20 protein-coding genes are annotated in these 19,108 nt (G+C 68.3%); 18 read left to right on the forward strand and 2 right to left on the reverse strand.

What is annotated here, in order from left to right:
* Positions 1-10 precede the first annotated feature (10 nt).
* On the reverse strand, positions 11-1,522 hold the full coding sequence (locus MRBLMI13_RS16135; RefSeq protein WP_367823185.1) for a MinD/ParA family ATP-binding protein: 1,512 nt from the start codon (positions 1,520-1,522) through the stop codon (positions 11-13).
* Between the two features lie 154 nt (positions 1,523-1,676).
* On the opposite strand from MRBLMI13_RS16135, the gene priA reads away from it, so the two are divergent.
* Together priA and MRBLMI13_RS16145 are read left to right on the forward strand one after the other, a co-directional pair.
* The gene (gene priA, locus MRBLMI13_RS16140; RefSeq protein ID WP_079114015.1) at positions 1,677-2,423 is read left to right on the forward strand and encodes a bifunctional 1-(5-phosphoribosyl)-5-((5-phosphoribosylamino)methylideneamino)imidazole-4-carboxamide isomerase/phosphoribosylanthranilate isomerase PriA; all 747 of its coding nucleotides are present in this window, start codon (positions 1,677-1,679) and stop codon (positions 2,421-2,423) included.
* Positions 2,407-3,231 (forward strand): SseB family protein, encoded by an 825-nt coding sequence (locus tag MRBLMI13_RS16145; protein WP_367823183.1) that lies wholly within the window; start codon positions 2,407-2,409, stop codon positions 3,229-3,231. Before priA ends, MRBLMI13_RS16145 begins: the two co-directional genes overlap by 17 nt.
* 43 nt (positions 3,232-3,274) lie before the next feature.
* Here MRBLMI13_RS16145 and MRBLMI13_RS16150 read toward each other — a convergent pair whose 3' ends face one another.
* The gene (locus tag MRBLMI13_RS16150; protein ID WP_042536542.1) at positions 3,275-3,673 is read right to left on the reverse strand and encodes a DUF1844 domain-containing protein; all 399 of its coding nucleotides are present in this window, start codon (positions 3,671-3,673) and stop codon (positions 3,275-3,277) included.
* A gap of 232 nt (positions 3,674-3,905) precedes the next feature.
* Between MRBLMI13_RS16150 and infC the strand changes: the two genes are divergently transcribed.
* The 16 genes from infC to MRBLMI13_RS16230 all read left to right on the forward strand — a co-directional run bounded on the left by infC (position 3,906) and on the right by MRBLMI13_RS16230 (position 19,086).
* Positions 3,906-4,556, forward strand: a complete 651-nt coding sequence (infC, locus tag MRBLMI13_RS16155) for a translation initiation factor IF-3 (protein ID WP_079113185.1) — start codon at positions 3,906-3,908, stop codon at positions 4,554-4,556.
* Positions 4,557-4,629: 73 nt separating this feature from the next.
* Positions 4,630-4,824 carry a 50S ribosomal protein L35 gene (gene rpmI / locus MRBLMI13_RS16160; RefSeq protein ID WP_036278714.1) on the forward strand — a complete coding sequence of 65 codons (195 nt, stop codon included), beginning with the start codon at positions 4,630-4,632 and terminating at the stop codon, positions 4,822-4,824.
* Positions 4,825-4,856: 32 nt separating this feature from the next.
* Positions 4,857-5,243, forward strand: a complete 387-nt coding sequence (rplT, locus tag MRBLMI13_RS16165) for a 50S ribosomal protein L20 (RefSeq protein WP_029262486.1) — start codon at positions 4,857-4,859, stop codon at positions 5,241-5,243.
* A gap of 102 nt (positions 5,244-5,345) precedes the next feature.
* On the forward strand, positions 5,346-6,158 hold the full coding sequence (locus MRBLMI13_RS16170; protein ID WP_079114014.1) for a TrmH family RNA methyltransferase: 813 nt from the start codon (positions 5,346-5,348) through the stop codon (positions 6,156-6,158).
* Positions 6,159-6,234: 76 nt separating this feature from the next.
* Positions 6,235-6,903, forward strand: a complete 669-nt coding sequence (locus MRBLMI13_RS16175) for a response regulator transcription factor (RefSeq protein WP_042536548.1) — start codon at positions 6,235-6,237, stop codon at positions 6,901-6,903.
* A 6-nt stretch (positions 6,904-6,909) separates the two neighbouring features.
* A complete protein-coding gene (locus MRBLMI13_RS16180; RefSeq protein ID WP_367823179.1) occupies positions 6,910-8,286 on the forward strand; it encodes a sensor histidine kinase in 1,377 nt (458 codons plus the stop codon).
* Positions 8,283-9,263, forward strand: coding sequence for a TAXI family TRAP transporter solute-binding subunit (locus MRBLMI13_RS16185; protein ID WP_367823177.1), 981 nt, complete (start codon positions 8,283-8,285; stop codon positions 9,261-9,263). Before MRBLMI13_RS16180 ends, MRBLMI13_RS16185 begins: the two co-directional genes overlap by 4 nt.
* A 352-nt stretch (positions 9,264-9,615) precedes the next feature.
* Complete coding sequence (locus MRBLMI13_RS16190) at positions 9,616-10,365, forward strand: amino acid ABC transporter ATP-binding protein (protein ID WP_376708823.1); 750 nt, start codon at positions 9,616-9,618, stop codon at positions 10,363-10,365.
* A 46-nt stretch (positions 10,366-10,411) separates the two neighbouring features.
* Positions 10,412-11,320, forward strand: a complete 909-nt coding sequence (locus MRBLMI13_RS16195) for a glutamate ABC transporter substrate-binding protein (protein ID WP_367823175.1) — start codon at positions 10,412-10,414, stop codon at positions 11,318-11,320.
* 59 nt (positions 11,321-11,379) lie between these two features.
* Positions 11,380-12,036 carry an amino acid ABC transporter permease gene (locus tag MRBLMI13_RS16200; protein WP_042536554.1) on the forward strand — a complete coding sequence of 219 codons (657 nt, stop codon included), beginning with the start codon at positions 11,380-11,382 and terminating at the stop codon, positions 12,034-12,036.
* The gene (locus MRBLMI13_RS16205) at positions 12,033-12,965 is read left to right on the forward strand and encodes an amino acid ABC transporter permease (RefSeq protein ID WP_309689882.1); all 933 of its coding nucleotides are present in this window, start codon (positions 12,033-12,035) and stop codon (positions 12,963-12,965) included. The genes MRBLMI13_RS16200 and MRBLMI13_RS16205 overlap by 4 nt, the downstream gene beginning before the upstream one ends.
* A 72-nt stretch (positions 12,966-13,037) precedes the next feature.
* Entirely contained in the window at positions 13,038-13,613 is a 576-nt protein-coding gene (locus MRBLMI13_RS16210) for a hypothetical protein (protein WP_367823172.1), read from the forward strand.
* A 49-nt stretch (positions 13,614-13,662) separates the two neighbouring features.
* Positions 13,663-14,703: a phenylalanine--tRNA ligase subunit alpha gene (gene pheS / locus MRBLMI13_RS16215; RefSeq protein ID WP_367823170.1), complete on the forward strand. Its 1,041-nt coding sequence runs from the start codon at positions 13,663-13,665 to the stop codon at positions 14,701-14,703.
* Positions 14,703-17,207, forward strand: coding sequence for a phenylalanine--tRNA ligase subunit beta (gene pheT, locus MRBLMI13_RS16220; protein WP_367823168.1), 2,505 nt, complete (start codon positions 14,703-14,705; stop codon positions 17,205-17,207). Before pheS ends, pheT begins: the two co-directional genes overlap by 1 nt.
* Before the next feature lie 132 nt (positions 17,208-17,339).
* Positions 17,340-18,056, forward strand: coding sequence for a DUF402 domain-containing protein (locus MRBLMI13_RS16225; protein ID WP_309689877.1), 717 nt, complete (start codon positions 17,340-17,342; stop codon positions 18,054-18,056).
* A 64-nt stretch (positions 18,057-18,120) separates the two neighbouring features.
* Positions 18,121-19,086: an NAD-dependent epimerase/dehydratase family protein gene (locus tag MRBLMI13_RS16230; RefSeq protein WP_367823166.1), complete on the forward strand. Its 966-nt coding sequence runs from the start codon at positions 18,121-18,123 to the stop codon at positions 19,084-19,086.
* Positions 19,087-19,108 lie beyond the last annotated feature (22 nt).

Genomic DNA, 19,108 nt, shown 5'->3' on the forward strand with positions numbered 1-19,108 from the left:
GCGGGGCTGCTCAGAAACCGCGCGCGACCGCGGCTGCGGCCGAGAGCCAGGATCGCTGCGTCGGTGCCGCGAGTGCCCGAAGGCGCAGGTGGCCGTCGACCATCTCGCGGTCGAAGGGAATGCCGACGACTTCGCGCGCGAGAGGCTGGTAACCCGCGATCACGTCCGTCACCTCGGCCGGTGACGCCTTCGGATCGGCCTGGCTGACGATGACCACCGATTCCCGCGCGAGCCGCGCCGAGCGCTCGTCGCGGTCCTCGAGCGCCTCGAGCAGCAGGGCCCCGGCTTCGGCATGGTCATCGCGTGTCGTCGTCGCGACGACGATCTGGTCGGCGAGGTCGATCATCCGCAGCCACATGGGATCGGATTCGTCGTTGCCCGAGTCGATGATGATCAGGCGATAGAACTTGGCCGCGATCGCGTGGATGGAGTCGACGTCGGTGGGCCGGAGCCGGTTCTCGTGCGCGAGTCGGATCGGCTTCGACCGCAGGACATCGTATTTCTCCTGAGGCTGGTGGTGCACGAAGTGCGCGAGGTCCGCAGACTGTCCCTGGGCTCCGAGCAGACGCTGCGTCTGCGGAAGCAGTTCAAGCAGTGTGCGGTCGTGAGCCCCGGTCTCGGTGCGCCAGCCGAGCGTGCCGCGGGTCTGGTTGTTGTCCCATGCGAGTACGCCGGCTCCGCCGTACTGGGCGAAGACCGCTGACAGCAGCACGGTGGCCGGTGTCTTTCCCGCCCCGCCCTTTCCGTTGACGACCGCGACGGTGCGGGGTCCGGGCCAGTGACGGCTCACAGCGTGCTCGTCGTCGCGCACGGCTCGCTCGCGGGCGTTGGGTCCGAGGGAGAATCCGACGCGATTGAGCAGCCCGCGCCCGCCCTGGCGCGCGGGTTCCTCACGGCGCTCCTCCTGCAGGAACGAGCGTCGTCCCACACCCTGCTCACGCTGCTGACGGCGCGATGACGCCGAAGACGCCGACTCGGCCGCGGCGGCGTTCGGTGCCGGCGGGGTCGCGGTGGTCGGCACCGGCAGCGGCGGGGTGGGCGGGACGCCGGGGGTCTGGTGCTGCGGCACGCCATTCGCCGGGGTCGGCGTCGACGTCGGCGGGATGTTCGGGGCAGGGGCAGCGGCAGGGGCAGGGATCGGCCCCGCAGGGGTCGCCGCGGAACGGGCGTCAGCACCGGGAGCGACGGGGCTCTGCGGCCCCGCCCACGCGGCGGGAGGCGGTCCGGGAACCGAGGGGGCTGCAGGCGGTCGGGAGATCGGGTCGGAGGGGCTGACCGCTCGGGGAGTGCCGGCCGGCGGAGTCTCGGCAGATGCTGCCGCCCACGCCGCCGCCGCGGCTGCGCGCGTCCCGGGCAGGGGCGGGCTCGACGGCGCGTCGCCGTTCAGCGGTCGCTGGCGTGCATGGTCGGGATTCCCTTCCGGTGCGACCGGCCGCTGCGCGCCGTCATCCGGAGTCTCGGGAGGCAGCGCATTCCCGCGCCGCAGGGGTCCGCCTCCTCGCGGTTCCGCATCGCGCACCATGCAACATCTCCTCACCGACCGAACAGGGGCGTCATCGAGGCTACCGCGTGGCACACGATGTTCTCAGCCGTCATCGTTTTGGAGCGGGCGGATGCGCGGGCTAGTGTCGATTCTCGTGCCGGTGAATCGGCTCTCCATCTCACCTGAGGACGTCATGAACGACTTCGCGCAGTCTCCCTCTCTCACTCTGCTCCCCGCCGTCGATGTCGCCGGCGGCAAGGCAGTCCGTCTCACCCAGGGTGAAGCCGGCACCGAGACCAGTTACGGCGACCCGCTCGACGCCGCGGGGGAGTGGGTCGCGCAGGGCGCGCAGTGGATCCACCTCGTCGACCTCGATGCCGCCTTCGGTCGCGGCAGCAACGCCCCGATCCTCCGCAAGGTCATCAAGCAGTTCAAGAACGTCAACGTCGAGCTGTCCGGCGGCATCCGTGACGATGCGACGCTCGAAGCGGCTCTCGAGAGCGGCGCGACACGGATCAACCTCGGCACGGCCGCGCTCGAGAACCCGGAGTGGGCTGCCGACGTGATCGGTCGCTTCGGCGAGGCGATCGCCGTGGGACTCGACGTCCGGGGCACGACGCTGGCCGCACGCGGCTGGACGAAGGAAGGCGGCGACCTCTGGGAGGTGCTCGAGCGCCTCGAGGATGCCGGTTGCAGCCGCTACGTCGTGACAGACGTCACGAAGGACGGAACGCTCAAGGGCCCGAACCTCGAGCTGCTCCGCGAGGTCACCGCCCGCACGCCGAAGCCTGTCGTGGCCTCCGGGGGCATCTCGAGCCTCGACGACATCGCCGCGCTTCGCGAGCTGGTGCCACTGGGTGTCGAAGGTGCGATCGTCGGCAAGGCGCTCTACGCCGGCGCCTTCACGTTGGCTGAGGCTCTGGATGTCGCAGGGGACTGACGACGCCTGCAGCCACGGCTCACAGGGCCACGGCTCACAGGATCATGCCTCGCCGACGCAGGGAGACTCCGCAGGTGTGCCCTGGGAGGGGCGCAGCTTCGAGTCGAATCCGCATGCGGGGGACGACGGCTCCGCGGACCCGGCGCTTCTCGACGCCCTCCTGCGATTCCGTGCAGGTGAGGGCGCTCAGAGCGAGGTCGTCGACGCGTTCCGCACGGCACGGGTGCTGATACCTCTGGTCGCCGAGAAGGGCGAAGAGGGCGTCGCCCCCAGCGGTCTCGCGGTCGACAAGACGCAAGAGCTCTCCATCGTGACGGTGGCTGCGCCGGACGGTCGCCGGGTGCAGCCGGTGTTCTCCTCGGTCGAGGCGATGCAGCGCTGGGACGCCACGGCGCGACCGATTCCGGTCGACGCGACGCGCGCCGCACTCGCGGCGTCCGCGGACGACACCGACCTCATCGTGCTCGATCCGACCTCCGACACCGAGTTCGTCATCCGTCGCCCGGCGGTGTGGGCGATCGCGCAGGGGCACGGCTGGGAGCCGAGCTTCCTGTCTCCCGAGGTGTTCGGCGCCCTGCAGGCGAGCGTCGCGCACGAACTCGCGGTGATCGATGTCGCAGTCGCTGCCGGCGACCCGGATGCGCGCCTGCGCGGGCCAGAGCTCATCGTCATCCTCGAGCTGGTCGACGGCCTCGAACGCGAAGTGCTCGACGCCGTGCTCGCCCGCCTCGCACAACGCTGGGCGGCGGACGACCGTATCGCCGTGCTCGCCGACTCGCTGACCGTCAAGCTCCGTCGTTCGGCCTGACCGACGCGGTGATGCGCCGGCCGGCCGAAGCGGCGCGGACCGACTAGTTGACCGGCCCGGTCCACTTCTCGCCCGGACCCTTGCCGATCGGGTCGGGGATCGTCGATGCCTCGCGGAACGCGAGCTGCAGTGAGCGCAGCCCGTCACGCAGGGAGCGTGCGTGCATGTCGCTGATCTCGGGCGCGCCGGCGGTGATGAGACCGGCCAGAGAGTTGATGAGCTTGCGAGCTTCGTCGAGATCGAGCTGCTCTGCCGCGTGCGGGTCGTCGGCGAGGCCGAGCTTGACGGCTGCCGCGCTCATCAGGTGCACGGCTGCGGTGGTGATGACCTCCACCGCCGGAACGTCTGCGATGTCCCGGGTGGCGGAAGATGCCGCCTCCTCCTGCCGTGCCCAGCGCTCTTCGCGCTCGCGTGCAGCCTCGTCCGATGCCTGGTTCGTCACTTCGCCTTGCCTTCTGTTAGACTGTGTCGGGCTCCGGAGCGTCATGCTCCGGTACGAAAGAGGATTCACTTCCCACCCGCGCTTGCCGTTCCAGGCTACCGGGTCTTGCACTCCACCGGATCGCGTCGTGAGACTCATCCGGCAGGCAGGGTGCATAGCCGGCATCTGACTGCCGGTGGGTGGGGGACGATTCTGATTTCGCCCGGGATGCTGACTGCGTCCTGGTGGCTGAATCCCATCGTCTAAGGAGTTACGCATCAGCGATCCCCGCACCAATGAGCGCATCCGCGTCCCCGAGGTCCGCCTCGTCGGCCCCGCGGGTGAGCAGATCGGCGTCGTCCGCATCGAGGCGGCGCTGCGCCTTGCGCAGGAAGCCGACCTCGACCTCGTCGAGGTCGCACCGAACTCGAAGCCGCCCGTGGTCAAGATCATGGACTACGGCAAGTTCAAGTACGAAGCCGCCCAGAAGGAGAAGGAAGCTCGCCGCAACCAGGCGAACACCATTCTCAAGGAGGTCCGCTTCCGACTGAAGATCGAGGCGCACGACTACACGACCAAGCTCAAGCGCGCCGAGGGCTTCCTGAAGGCCGGCGACAAGGTCAAGGCCATGATCCTGTTCCGCGGCCGCGAGCAGTCGCGTCCCGAGCAGGGTGTCCGTCTTCTCCGCAAGTTCGCCGAGGACGTCGCCGAGCTCGGAACCGTCGAGTCGAACCCGACCATCGACGGTCGCAACATGGTGATGATCGTGGCTCCGCTCAAGAGCAAGTCCGAGGCCAAGCAGGAGCAGAACGCGGTTCGCGACGCCCAGCGCGCAGCGAACAAGCAGGCCGCCCGCGAAGCCAAGAGCGACACCGATGCCCCGGCCGAGGCCGCAGCGGAGTAACTCCCGCCCCCCAGACTCCCGCACCGCGGGTTGACACCGTCGCCTGAGAAGGCGCCATACGAAGGAAGAGAAGATGCCGAAGCAGAAGACCCACTCGGGTGCTAAGAAGCGCTTCAAGATCACCGGCAGCGGCAAGCTGAAGAAGCAGCAGGCCGGTATGCGCCACAACCTCGAGCACAAGTCGAGCCGGCGCACCCGTCGTCTGAACCAGGACCAGGTGCTCTCGAAGGCTGACACCAAGACGGCCAAGAAGCTTCTCGGCCGCTGACGCGCCCGACGCACGAATAGGAACACAGGAAAATGGCAAGAGTCAAGCGGGCGGTAAACGCCCACAAGAAGCGTCGGGTCATCCTCGAGCGCGCAAAGGGTTACCGCGGTCAGCGTTCGCGCCTGTACCGCAAGGCCAAAGAGCAGGTCATCCACTCGCTGGTCTACTCGTACCGTGACCGTCGCAAGCGCAAGGGCGACTTCCGTCGTCTCTGGATCCAGCGCATCAACGCTGCTGCACGCCAGAACGGCATCACGTACAACCGCTTCATCCAGGGCCTCGGTCTTGCGGGTGTCACTGTCGACCGTCGTATGCTCGCCGACCTCGCGGTCAACGACGCAGCGACCTTCACGACGCTGGTCGAGACGGCGAAGAAGGCTCTGCCCTCTGACGTCAACGCACCGAAGTCCGCTGCGTAAGCAGCTCTTCACCACAGAGGACGCTCTCCTTCGGGAGGGCGTCCTCTGCCGTTACCCCGGCGTTTGCGCAGGAACAGCTCTGCCGTTCTCTAGACTGTGAACGTGCTGGAGAACCCCCGTTCGCCCCGAGTCCGTGCCGTCGCCAAGCTGACCAAGCGCAGCGCGCGAGCTGAGACAGGTCTGTACCTCCTCGAAGGACCTCAGGCGGTTCGAGAGGCGCTGACCTACAGCCCCGAGGCGATCGTCGAGTTGTTCGCGACACCGACCGGCTGGGAGAAGCATCCGGACATCCGCGCGAAGGCATCGGATGCCGGCATCGACGTCGAGCACGTCACCGAGTACGTGCTGAACGCGATGGCGGACACGGTCACGCCGCAAGGACTGGTCGCGGTCGTCCGGCAGGCACCGACCTCCGTCCGCGACATCTTCGCGGACTCCCCGCGTCTCGTCGCGATCTGCGAGGAGATCAGGGACCCGGGAAACCTCGGCACGATCATCAGGGCCGCCGACGCGGCGGGGGCGGATGCCGTCGTGCTCACCGGACGTACGGTCGACCCGTACAACCCGAAGGTCGTCCGTGCCACGACGGGGTCGCTGTTCCACCTGCCCGTGGCGGTGGGAGCCGAGCTCGCCGATGTGGTCGAGAAGGCGCACGCCGCCGGTCTTCAGATCCTCGCGGCGGATGTGAAGGGCGACGATCTGCTTCGGGCACGCGCGGACGGAGTCCTCGCCGAGCCGACGGCCTGGCTGTTCGGCAACGAGGCGCGGGGTCTCGAGGACGACGCGCTCGACCAGGCCGATCAGGTGCTGAAGCTGCCGATCTTCGGTCGGGCCGAGTCGTTGAATCTGGCCACGGCCGCGAGCGTCTGCCTCTATGAGAGCGCTTTCGCGCAGCGGGCGGCATCCTCCGCCTGATCGCAGGCGGCGAGGCGCTCTCTCGCTCTGCTGGTAGGTTTGTCCCTGCTCGAGCGGAGAAGGGGACCCAGGGTCGATGCAGATTCTGATCGTGGAGGACGACGAGCGCGTCGCCGCCGCACTCGAGGCATTCCTCGCCCGCTCGGGTTATGCGTCCGTACGAGCGGCAGACGGTGCGTCCGCCCTGCAGCTGCTGGGTGCCGACACCGAGGTCGTGCTCCTCGATCTCGGTCTGCCCGACGTCGACGGCATCGATCTCTGCCGCCGGATCCGCGGTCGCTCCGAGGTTCCGATCGTCATCGTGACAGCGCGCAACCAGGTCACCGAGCGCATCAGAGGGTTGCGGGCCGGAGCCGACGACTTCGTCGTCAAGCCCTACGACGTGCACGAGCTCCTGGCTCGCATCGAGGCCGTCACCCGACGTTCGAGACCGGTGCGGCCAGAGTCCGAGGCGCGTGTGCTCCTGCAGGATGGCGAGGTGGAGATCGACCTCGTCGCTCGTCAGGTGCTCATCGACCGGGCACCGATCGAGCTCACTCGCAAGGAGTTCGACATCGTGTCGGTGCTCGCCCGGTACCCCGGCGTGGCCGTGCCGAAGGAGAGACTCATCCGCGAGGTCTGGAACACCGACTGGCGCGGGTTCGGCCACTCTCTCGAGGTGCATGTCGGCGCCATCCGCAAGAAGACGGGCCAGCGTCGTCTGATCGAGACCGTGCGCGGTGTCGGCTACCGGCTGGCCGGGTAGCCGTCGATGCGCAGACGTCTGGTCGTCGTGTTCCTCGTGCCGCTCGTCGCGATCCTCCTGTCGCTGGGCGGCGCGACGGCCTGGAGCGCGACCCGCAGCATCCAGCAGGCGTTCTACACCGAGCAGCTCGGCGACCTGGGGTACTTCGTGACGAGTGCACGACAGGCGCTGCGGTCGGGGAGCGCGACCGTGATCGACGCCGAGGTCGAGCGATTCCACGAGGTGTACGGGATCGACGTCGTCGTGTTCGATCTCGCCGGCGGCGTGTGGGCTTCGGGAGTGGACGCGGCCGAGGTGCTGCCCGACGACGATGCCGCACGCGTCGGCCTCGCGCTCTCGGGGCGGCGGGCCGAAGCTCCTGAGCCGGTGTTCCCCTGGATCGCGGCCGAGTCCTCGCTCGTCGAGCCGGTGTTCGATGACGGCGACGTCATCGGCGCCGTCATGCTCTCCGCCGACGTCGAGGCGCCGAGGACGGAGATCCTGCGGCAGATCCTCGTGCTGTCGGCGGTGTCGGTGGTGTCGATCGGACTGGGCGTCTTGCTCGTGTTCCAGCTCGCCAGGTGGGTGCTCTCTCCGGTGCGTCGTCTCGACGAGGCGATGATCGCGATCGAGCGGGGGGAGATGGACGCCAGGGTTGCGGAAGACACCGGGCCACCCGAGCTGCGCCGGATGACCCGCGTCTTCAACGGCATGGCGGATGAGATCGAGCGCGTCATGACGCGCCAGCAGGAGTTCGCGCTGAACGCCTCGCACGAGCTCCGCAACCCCCTCAACGCTCTGCTTCTGCGCGTCGAGCACCTCTCGACCGGCCTCGATGACGACTGGAAGGACGACGTCGAGGAGACGAGGGAGGAGGGACGCCGCATGGCTCGCATCCTCGAGACGCTCCTCGGGCTCGCGCGGGGCGGACGCTCTGACACCACGATCTCGGCCGTCGATCTGACGACCCTCGCGGCCAGGCGCGCCGAGGCCTGGAGCGAGGTGGCCTCTCACCGGGGGATCCGCACACTCTCGTCGGGGGACGCCCCGGTGATGAGCGTCACCGATCGCACGATCGTCGAGAGCGCGCTCGACGCGGTCATCGACAACGCGGTGAAGTTCTCTCCATCCGACACCGTCGTCGAGATCGGATCGCACCGCAGCGAGGGACTCTGCGTGCTGACCGTCCGCGATCACGGCCCGGGTCTGACCCGCGAGCAAGCCGAGAACGCCGCCGACCGGTTCTGGCGGAGCGACGACAGCGGCGGGGTGCCTGGCTCAGGGCTCGGCCTCGCGATCGCCACCGACCTCCTGGCGACGATCGGTGGCGAGCTGAGGGTGGACACGCCGGAGGACGGCGGACTGCTGGTCTCGCTGCTGCTGCCGGACGGAGCTGCGGAATGAGCCGGCGCGGCAACCGCCACGCCCGCTGGCGCAGGATCGCGGCTGCGGCGGCCGTGCTGGCGATCGCGGGCGCGAGCAGTGCCTGCAGCACCCGGTCGGACGAATGGGGTGACTCTCAGTACGCGATCGCCGGAGGGGGATCGAACGGGGTGTACTACGCCTACGGTGCGGAGGTCGCTCGCGAGCTGTCCGGCTCGCTGGGCGTCCGCGTGGAGGTGGCAGAGACCGCCGGGTCGGTCGACAATCTTCTTCGGGTGAGTTCGGGGGAGGCTCTCCTCGGCTTCGCACAGGGGGATGCCGCGGCGGACGCGGTCGCGGGTGCCGGGGCATTCGACGAGGCGCTGCCGGTGCGGGCCGTCGCCCGCCTGTACGACGAGTACCTCCACGTGGTCGTGCGCGCCGACTCGGACATCGTCGACCTCGGCGACCTCGCGGGAAAGACCGTGTCGCTCGGCGCGGAGAACTCGGGCGTCAACGTCATCGCCGCACGAGCCCTGGATGCCGCAGAAGTCGACATCGCGTCGATCGCGGATCCGCAGCTCGACCTCAGCGCGTCGATCAGCGCACTCGAGGGGTCGGGCATCGACGGGTTCTTCTGGGTGGGTGGCATCCCGACTCCCGGCATCGCGGAACTGGCGAAGACCACCCCCGTGCGGCTGGTGCCGGTGGAGCAGACCTGGGTCACCGCGATCAACACGCGCTACTCCGACGCATACCGTCCGTCGGACTTCCCCGTGGGCCTCTACGGGCTCGACGAGTCGGTGCCGACGATGGCGGTCCCGAACTATCTGGTCACCTCGTCCGACACCCCCGACGGCATCGTGCGAGACGTTCTGACGAGCCTCTTCGACGGCCGCACGGATATCGCGCAGCGGGTCCCGGTCGCTTCTCTGCTCGACCGGAGACAGGCGATCTTCACAGGGCCGGTCGACCTCCACCCCGGTGCGATCGAGTACTACCGAGACGAGCGGGACTGAGGCCTCAAGAAATCCTCAAGAAGTCTCATGCCGGCATGCTGCTCTGCCAATGTGGTGGTCGATCGCGCTCGATTCGACGGAGAATTCAGATGCCACAGAGCCCACGCCCTTCACTCGGGCGCGCTCTCGGTCGTTCCCGGGGATCGTCGTGCGAGCGGATCCGGTCGGAGGCTTGCTGCAACGTTCTACTCGGGGGAGGAACCGCGCAGCAGGGACGCCCCCACGGTTCGCGGGGGCGGACCGTGGGGCACTCCGGCATCCGGACGGGATTCGCCTCTTCGCGTGGTTACGAACGTGTAAATGTCGACGCATCAATGTGGAGCCACGTGATCGACCTGGCTAGTTTGGAGAAATGATGACCTCTGGTAAGCCTCTCGTCGTGGTCGACAACGTCCAGAAGCACTATGGCGACTTCCAGGCGCTCACGGATATCGACCTCACCGTGAACGCCGGCGAGGTGGTCGTGGTGATCGGCCCCTCCGGCTCGGGCAAGTCGACCCTGTGTCGCACCATCAACCGACTCGAGACGATCACGAGCGGCACGATCAGCATCGACGGCAAGGCGCTGCCGGCCGAGGGCAAGGGACTCGCGAACCTGCGAGCCGACGTCGGCATGGTGTTCCAGTCGTTCAACCTCTTCGCGCACCTCACGATCCTCGAGAACGTCACGCTGGGCCCGATCAAGGTCCGCGGCATGAAGAAGGCCGATGCCGACAAGGAGGCGATGATGCTGCTCGAGCGCGTCGGCGTCGCCCAGCAGGCGTCGAAGCTCCCCGCCCAGCTCTCGGGCGGACAGCAGCAGCGCGTCGCGATCGCCCGTGCCCTCGCCATGCAGCCCAAGGTCATGCTCTTCGACGAGCCGACCAGTGCGCTCGATCCCGAGATGATCAACGAGGTCCTCGACGTCATGGTCGAACTCGCCCGTGACGGCATGACGATGATCGTCGTCACCCACGAGATGGGGTTCGCGCGCAAGGCTGCCAACCGCGTCGTGTTCATGGCGGACGGGAAGATCGTCGAAGAGGCGACACCCGAGGAGTTCTTCACCAACCCGAAGAGCGACCGCGCCAAGGACTTCCTCTCCAAGCTCCTCACGCACTGACGAGCTTCACAGACCTTTGCACACACAGCACACGAAGGAGACGCACATGCGACGCACACGCACACTGGCAGGGATCGGGATCGCGACGGTGGCACTGTTCGCGCTGACCGCCTGCAACAGCGGCAGCCCGTCCGACCCCGGCGCCGGAACAGGCGGCGACGAGGGCGAGGACTCCACCTGGTTCGAGGTCGCCGAGGACGTGAAGCTCGAGGGCAGCCCGACGTTCGACGCCATCCAGGAGCGCGACAAGGTCGTCGTCGGCGTCAAGGAGGACCAGCCAGGACTCGGCTACCTCGACGTGACGACGGGGGAGCGCACCGGCTTCGACGTCGACATCGCTCGGTGGATCGCCGCATCGCTCGGCTACGACGAGGACAAGATCGAGTTCAAGCCGATCGCCTCGGCGAACCGCGAGCAGGCGATCACGAACGGTGACATCGATTACTACGTCGGCACCTACTCGATCAACGACAAGCGCAAGGAGCTCATCGACTTCGCCGGCCCGTACTTCATCACCGGCCAGGGACTCCTGGTCGCCGCTGATGCTGACGACGCCGAGGCGCTCGAGGACTTCAACGGCAAGACCGTCTGCTCTGCGACCGGCTCGACGCCGATCCAGAACATCAAGGCGAACTTCCCCGAGATCAAGACGCAGGAGTACGACCTGTACTCCGCCTGCGTGCAGGATCTCATCGACGGCAAGGTCGACGCTGTGACCACCGACCAGGCGATCCTGATCGGCTACGCAGCGCAGTACCCGGACGACGTGAAGGTCACCGGCGGCCTCTTCACCGAGGAGCGCTACGGTGTCGGCCTCACGAAGGGCGATGACGCGCTGCGCACGCACATCAACGAGCTCTTCACCGACAACGGCGACATCTGGCAGGCGATCTTCGACGCGAACCTCGGTTCCAGCGGCATCGAGGTCGAGCAGCCCGAGGTCGACGCGTACTGATCGACATGGGCGGCCTCCTCAGGGAGGCCGCCCACTCATTCTGAAGAAGGGAGGGTGGCGTGGACGTCATCTTCGGCAACCTCGACCTGTGGGGACAGGCGATCAGCAACACGCTGATCGTGTTCTTCGCCGGCGGGATCATCGCGCTGATCCTCGGCCTCATCGTCGGGGCGATGCGCGTGTCTCCGGTGCCCATCGCGCGAGGCGTCGGCACCGTGTACGTGAACACCGTGCGCAACACCCCACTCACCCTCGTCTTCTTCTTCTTCATCTTCGGGTACCCGCAGCTCGGGCTTCCCGATCTGTCGAACCTCGTGCTCGGCATCCTCGCCATCGGCATCTACACGGCGACCTATGTCGCCGAGGTGCTGCGGGCCGGAATCAACACGGTCCCGGTCGGCCAGGCTGAGGCGGCGCGCGCGATCGGGCTTCCCTTCGGCCAGGTGATGGGCCTCGTGATCCTCCCGCAGGCTTTCCGCTCGGTGGTGCCTCCGATGATGAGCGTCTTCATCGCCCTGCTCAAGAACACGACCGTGGCGGCCGGATTCTCGGTCGCCGAACTGGCGGCACTGCGTTCGACCATCAACGACTCGGCCGATCGCCCCGGCAACCCGATGGAGGTCCTCCTCTGGGTCGCGGTGGTGTTCGTCGCCCTGGTGCTGCTGTTGAGCTGGCTGCAGCGATATCTCGAGAACCGATGGAGGATCGCGCGATGAGCTCTGTACTGTACGACGTCCCGGGGCCCCGGGCGATCGCCCGCAACCGCGTCATCGCGGTCGCCACCGTCATCCTCGTCCTCGCCGCTCTCGGCTTCATCGTCCTGCGGATGGTGGAGACGGGCCAGTTCTCGGCGGAGAAGTGGTTCGTCTTCACGTTCTCCAACGTGTGGATGGGCATCTTCAAGGCGCTCGGCAACACCCTCGCCGCGTTCGCGCTCGCCGCGGTGCTCAGCATCGTGCTGGGATTTGTGCTCGCGATCGGTCGGCTCTCCGACCACGCCTGGGTGCGGATCCCGGTGACCGCGATCACCGAGCTCTTCCGCGCGGTCCCGGTGCTGGTCTTCATGATGCTGCTGTACTACGGACTGCCCGTGGTCGGCATCAAGATGGACCCGTACTGGGCGGTCGTCATCGCGCTGATGGCGTACAACGGCTCCGTGCTCGCAGAGGTGCTCCGGGCCGGTATCGAGTCCCTGCCCCGCGGGCAGAAAGAGGCCGGCTACGCGATCGGACTCCGCAAGAGCGGTGTCATGCGTCTCATCCTGCTGCCGCAGGCGATCCGGGCGATGCTCCCGGTGATCGTCGCCCAGCTGGTCGTGACCATGAAGGACACCGCTCTCGGGTTCATCATCACCTACCCGGAGCTGCTGTACTACGCGAAGCAGCTGACGTCGCAGCAGGGTCGTCCGATCCTGCAGTCGGCGTTCGTCATCGGCGGCATCTACATCGTCATGTGCCTCATTCTCTCCGGCATCGCGAAGTGGGTGGAGATCAGCACCCGTCGTTCGCCGAAGGTCAAGGCGATCCAGGCAGCCGGTGACCCGCGCCAGCACGGCGACGGCACCAACACCGAGCTCATCACCCTGCAGCGCGGGGGCAGTGGCCTGGGCGGTGTCGCGGGCGGGGACGGCCCCGGCCCGGTCTGAGCGTCCGTCGTGATGCGCGTCGAGCCGGTCTCCGCCTATCCGCCTGCGACGAGCCGCACGCTCGCGGAGTGGATGGATGTTGACCTGGCCGCGCTGCATGGCACGGACTCCCGGTCTCGGCTGCGTGAGGTCGCCGATGCCCGCGCGATGCGCCGTGGGATGTGGGCCTCGTTCCTCGCGCTCGGCTCGTCGTCCGTCGTCGTCGGGCTCGTCCTGCTGGCGGTCGGTATGCCGCCTTCGGCATACGTGCCGTCGATGATCGTCGGTGGCATCGTCGCCGTCGTCTCCGGCGTGTTCCTCGCACGGGTGAGAGGCTGGATCCCGAAACCCGGCACGTCGTACAGGACCCGGGGTGCCGGCTCGCTCGGAGGCGGCCTCATCGCCGCAGCCAGCATCTTCGGGGCGCTCAACGTCTTCCTGATCTCCGGAATCGTCTCCTCGGTCGATCCGGTGCCGCTCCTCGTCCTCGACGCAGGATTCGCACTCCTGCTCGTCTCGGTGTTCGTGATCCCGGCCGCGGTCATCGGCAGGGGGCGTCAGACGCTGCGTCGCGAAGCGGCGCGGGACCAGCGACTCGTGGCCGCGCTCGAGCGCGATCGGGTCACGTGGGTGCCCCTGGTCGCAGTGCCGATGTTCGGCCCGCTCTGAGCCCGGCCTCGGGAAGGAGCAGTCCGCCGTCCCGGTAGACTCCTGTCTCGTGTCTGAGTCTCCCGAAATCACCCCGGAAGCGGTCGAAGCCGCCGTCGCGGCCGCACTCGAAGCGATCACTGCGGCCGCTGATACCACCGAGCTGAAGGCGGCGAGAGCCGCTCATGTCGCAGACGGCTCGCCTCTCGCCGTCCTGAACGCCTCGATGCGGCAGGTGGCTCCCGAGAACAAGGCGGCCTTCGGCAAGCTCGTCGGGCAGGGGCGCGGTCAGGTCACGAAGGCCCTCGCCGCCAAGGAGGAGGAGCTGGCAGCCGCCGAGGTCGCCGCCCGTCTCGAATCCGAGCGCATCGACATCACCGCCGTTCCTTCCCGGACCCGCGTCGGTGCGCGGCATCCGCTCACTCTGCTGAGTGAGCAGATCTCCGACATCTTCGTCGGCATGGGCTGGGAGATCGCGGAAGGGCCCGAGCTCGAGCACGAGTGGTTCAACTTCGACGCGCTGAACTTCGACGTCGACCACCCCGCTCGCCAGGAGCAGGACACCTTCTACGTCGACCCGCCCTCGCGCCACCTCGTGATGCGCACGCACACGAGTCCCGTGCAGGTGCGCTCGATGCTCGACCGCGACGTGCCGATCTACGTGCTGTGCCCCGGCCGCGTCTACCGCACCGACGAGTTCGATGCGACGCACCTCCCCGTCTTCACGCAGTTCGAGGGGCTGGTCGTCGACAAGGGCATCTCGATGGCCCACCTCAAGGGCACGCTCGACCACGTCGCGCGTCAGCTCTTCGGACCGGAGGCGAAGACGCGCTTCCGCACGAACTTCTTCCCCTTCACCGAGCCGTCGGCCGAGCTCGACCTGTGGCACCCGACCTTCAAGGGCGGCGCCCGCTGGATCGAGTGGGGCGGCTGCGGCATGATCAACCCGAACGTGCTGCGTGCGGCGGGGATCGACCCCGACGTCTACAGCGGCTTCGCCTTCGGTATGGGCGTCGAACGCGGACTCATGTTCCGCAGCGATGTGCAGGACATGCGGGACATGGCAGAGGGCGATGTCCGTTTCAGCGAGCAGTACGGGATGGTGGTGTGATGCGCGTCCCGCTTTCGTGGCTGCGTGAGTACGTCGATCTGGCAGCGGATGCGACGCCCGAAGACGTTCTGGCGGCGATGGTCACCGTCGGCTTCGAGGAGGAGGATATCCACCGCTTCGAGATCTCGGGTCCCGTCGTGGTCGGACAGGTCGTCTCCCTCGAGGGGGAGCCGCAGTCCAACGGCAAGACGATCAACTGGTGCCAGGTCGACGTCGGCGAGGCGAACGGCGGCATCCGCGGGATCGTCTGCGGTGCGCACAACTTCGTCGCCGGCGACAAGGTCGTGGTGACCCTGCCGGGCGCCGTGCTGCCTGGGCCGTTCCCGATCGCCGCCCGCAAGACCTACGGTCATGTGTCCGACGGCATGATCGCGTCTGCGCGCGAGCTGGGTCTCGGCGACGAGCACAACGGCATCCTCGTGCTGGCCGACCTCGGCATCGACGCTCCCGTCGGCACCGACGCCATCAGCCTCCTCGGGCTCGACGATGTCGCGGTCGAGATCAACGTGACGCCCGACCGCGGGTACGCGTTCTCGCTCCGAGGTGTCGCACGCGAGTACTCGCACGCCACCGGAGCGACGTTCCGCGACCCGGCCGAACGCGACTTCGTCGAACTCCAGCCCGGAACCGGTCATACGGCGATCGTCGACGACGCCGCCCCCGTGCGCGGCCGCGTCGGGGCGAGCGAGTTCGTCACCCGTGTCGTCCGCGACGTCGACCCGTCGCGCCCGACCCCGCCGTGGATGATCGCTCGCCTGTCGCTCGCCGGCATGCGCTCACTCGGCATCCTGATCGACATCACCAACTACGTGATGCTCGAGCTGGGGCAGCCGCTGCACGGATACGACCTCGACAAGCTTTCGGGCGGCATCACGGTGCGCCGTGCGACCCCCGGTGAGAAGATGACGACTCTCGACGGCCAGGAGCGGAAGCTCCACGTCGAGGATCTTCTGATCACCGATGGATCCGGGCCCATCGGCCTGGCCGGTGTCATGGGTGGTGGCACGACCGAGATGAGCGACACGACGCGCAACGTCCTCATCGAAGCAGCGACGTTCGACCCGGTGACGATCGCGCGCACCGCCCGTCGGCACAAGCTGCCGAGCGAGGCCTCCAAGCGCTTCGAGCGCGGCGTCGACCCTCTGGTGCCGTTCGTCGCGGCTCGTCGAGCCGCCGACCTGATGGTCGAGTTCGCCGGCGGCACGCTCACCGAAGAGGGTGGCGCGCTGTTCGCCGAGGTCTTCGTCGCCGAGATCGAGCTGCCGCGAGGATTCGTACAGGGACTCATCGGGGTCGACTACTCCGACGACGAGATCGTGGGCGCGCTCACGACGATCGGTGGCGAGGTCACCGAGACGGATGCCGGCTGGGTCGTCATCCCGCCGACCTGGCGCCCGGACCTCACCGACAAGTGGTCTCTTGCTGAAGAGGTCGCGCGCATCCACGGTCTCGACCGCATCCCCTCGGTGCTGCCGACGCCTCCGTCCGGCCGTGGCCTGACGCCGCACCAGCAGGGGCGACGTCGCGTGGCTGACGCGCTCGCAGCAGCCGGTCTCGTCGAGACGCCCTCCTTCCCCTTCACCACCGACGCCGAGAACGACCTGCACGGTTCGGCGTCGGGAGAGCACCTGCCCAGCATCCGGCTCGCGAACCCGCTCGACGGCTCTGCTCCGTTCCTGCGTCGCTCGCTCATCCCGGGACTGCTGCAGACCGCGCATCGCAACATCTCGCGCGGCCTCACGGATCTCGCGCTGTTCGAGACCGGCGTCGTGTTCCTGCCCGAGCCCGGTGTCGAGTACGGCACCGATGATGTTCCGCCGCTCGGCGTGCGTCCGTCGGACGAGACCCTCGCCGCGCTGAACGCCTCGATCCCGCCGCAGCACCGCCACGTCGCGGCGCTGTTCACGGGCAATGTCGTGGCACGCCAGCCCGGCCGTGCGGCTGAAGCGGCCGGTCTGTCGGAAGCGCTGGACGCGGCTCGCGTCATCGCCGCAGCTGCCGGCGTGGACATCGAGGTGGCCCAGGGCGAGCGCGCGGCGCTGCACCCCGGACGCACCGGCGTGCTGTCGGTCGGCGGCGTCGAGGTCGGCTATGTCGGAGAACTCCACCCCGACGTCGCAGCGGGAGCAGACCTGCCGGGTCGCGCGACCGTGCTCGAGCTCGATCTCGACGGAATCCTCACGCTGGCGACCGCCCGTGCGGTCGCCGCCTCGCTGTCGACGTTCCCTGCCGCCACGCAGGACGTGTCGCTCGTGCTCGGGGCTGACGTCCCCGCCGGCGACGTCAAGGTTGCGCTGGCCGAAGGCGCGGGAGAGCTCCTCGAGGCGATCCGACTCGTCGACGACTACCGCGGAGACGGCGTCGCGGAAGGGCAGAAGAGTCTCACCTTCGCTCTGCGGTTCCGCGCGGACGATCGCACGCTCACCGCGGCCGAGGCGACGGAGGCGAAGCTCGCGGGCGTCGCTGTCACGGCCGAGCGCTTCGGCGCGACGCTGCGCGACTGACTCAGCGCTGCGCGGACTGCATTCCGGTGCGGGATGCAGTCCGCCACGCAGCGATCGAGGCGTCGGATGTGGAAGTGATCGCCACCGCCGAGCCGACCTGAACCTGGCTTTCCCGCGAGGTAGCGTGTCGTGATGAGCATCCTTCCCCACAGCACGCCTGCGGCGGTTCCCGATGGCGTCCGACCGATGGGCGAGGCGCCCTTCCTCGACCCGGGCGATCAGATCTCCTGGCACTACCGGAAGCCGGGGTGGCAGCCCGGAGATGCGTCGACGATCACACCCATGCGAGTCGTCCGCGACGACGAGCGGGGCCTCGTCGCCTGGCTCGCTCCGGGCACGCTGCAGGAGGGGCAGGGAACTCCGGCAGGCGAGCGCATCCGAACGGTTCCGCTCGAGCGGCGATGGCTGGACCCGCGGACGCGGATCGTGGAGGAGTGGTGGGGCAACGGCATCCTGCGGATCGCCCCCGCAGGCGCCGCGTGGTCGGTGTGGCTCTTCTGGAGCGATGTGAGCGGGGCGGAGTGGCAGTTCGCCGGCTGGTACGTGAACCTCGAGAACGCGCACCTGCGCACCGACCGCGACACCTACTCGTCGGACCACATCCTCGACGTCGAGATCGAGCCGGACGGCCGGGTGCATCTGAAGGATGAGGACGAGCTGATCGCGGCCGTCGAGCAGGGCCGTCTCACATCCGAGCAGGCGGCGCAGATCGAGCGGCACGCCGACGCGGCGATCGCGTCGTACCGCGACGGTGACTGGCCGTTCGCCGCGGAATGGCGAGATTGGCGGCCGGATCCCTCCTGGACCGTCCCGGAGCTCACGGGGCTGTCAGACCTCCGCGCGCGGTGAACCCGGCATCCGCCGTGAGCGGAAGACACTTCCCCTCGCACGGCGGAGATGGTGGCATGGGTCCATGACTGACGTTCTGATCCTCGGCGGGACCGGCTGGCTGTCCGGTCGGATCGCCGGACGCCTGCTGGTGAACGGGGCGGCGGTGATGTGCCTCGCGCGAGGAGGTCGACCGTCCCCGGAGGGTGCGAGCCTGGTTCTGGCCGATCGTGACGACGCCGACGCCTATGACGCCGTCCGCGGTCGCGATTGGGACCACGTGATCGACGTCTCCTCGAATGCGGCGCACGTGGCGGCGGCGGTCGAGGCGCTCGGGGATCGAGCCGCCCGCTGGACGTACGTCTCGTCGGTGTCGGCATACTCCGATGACGAGACGGCCGGGGCGGACGAATCCGCGCCGTTGCATCAGCCGGCCGGCGCCGGGGATGAGTACGAGTACGGCGCGCAGAAGGTCGCCGCCGAGAACGCGGTTCGCACGCTCGGCGACCGATCGCTGATCGTGCGCCCGGGGCTGATCGTCGGGAAGGGCGACCCGAGCGACCGCTTCGGATACTGGGCTGCGGCGTTCCTGCGCGCTCACGACGAACCCGTGCTGCTGCCGCGTGCAGACGGGCGAGACGTGCAGGTGATCGACGTCGATGACCTGTCGGAGTTCATCAGCACGACGACTGCGACCGGAGTGATCAACACGACCGGCGACCGGCACCCGATGGCCGAGGTCATCGAGGCGGTGCGCAGGCATGCGGGTCACCGAGGAGACACCGTCACGGCCACCGACGACTGGCTCGTGGCGAATGAGGTGGAGTACTGGGCGGGCAAGCGATCGCTGCCGCTGTGGCTCCCGAGCGACATGACCGGATTCATGACGAGGTCGAACGCGCGCTACCGTGCGGCCGGGGGAGAGCTGCGTCCGCTCGATGAGACCATCGCGGTGGTGATCGAGGACGAGCGGGAACGCGGTGTCGATCGCGAGCGGCGCGCAGGTCTGACCCGGACGGACGAACTCGCGCTGATCCAGCTTCTGCGCTGACGGCGCGCGTCGCTAGACTGCG

The sequence above is a fragment of the Microbacterium sp. LMI13-1-1.1 genome (genome assembly GCF_040815625.1).
Classification (GTDB): Bacteria; Actinomycetota; Actinomycetes; order Actinomycetales; family Microbacteriaceae; genus Microbacterium; species Microbacterium forte.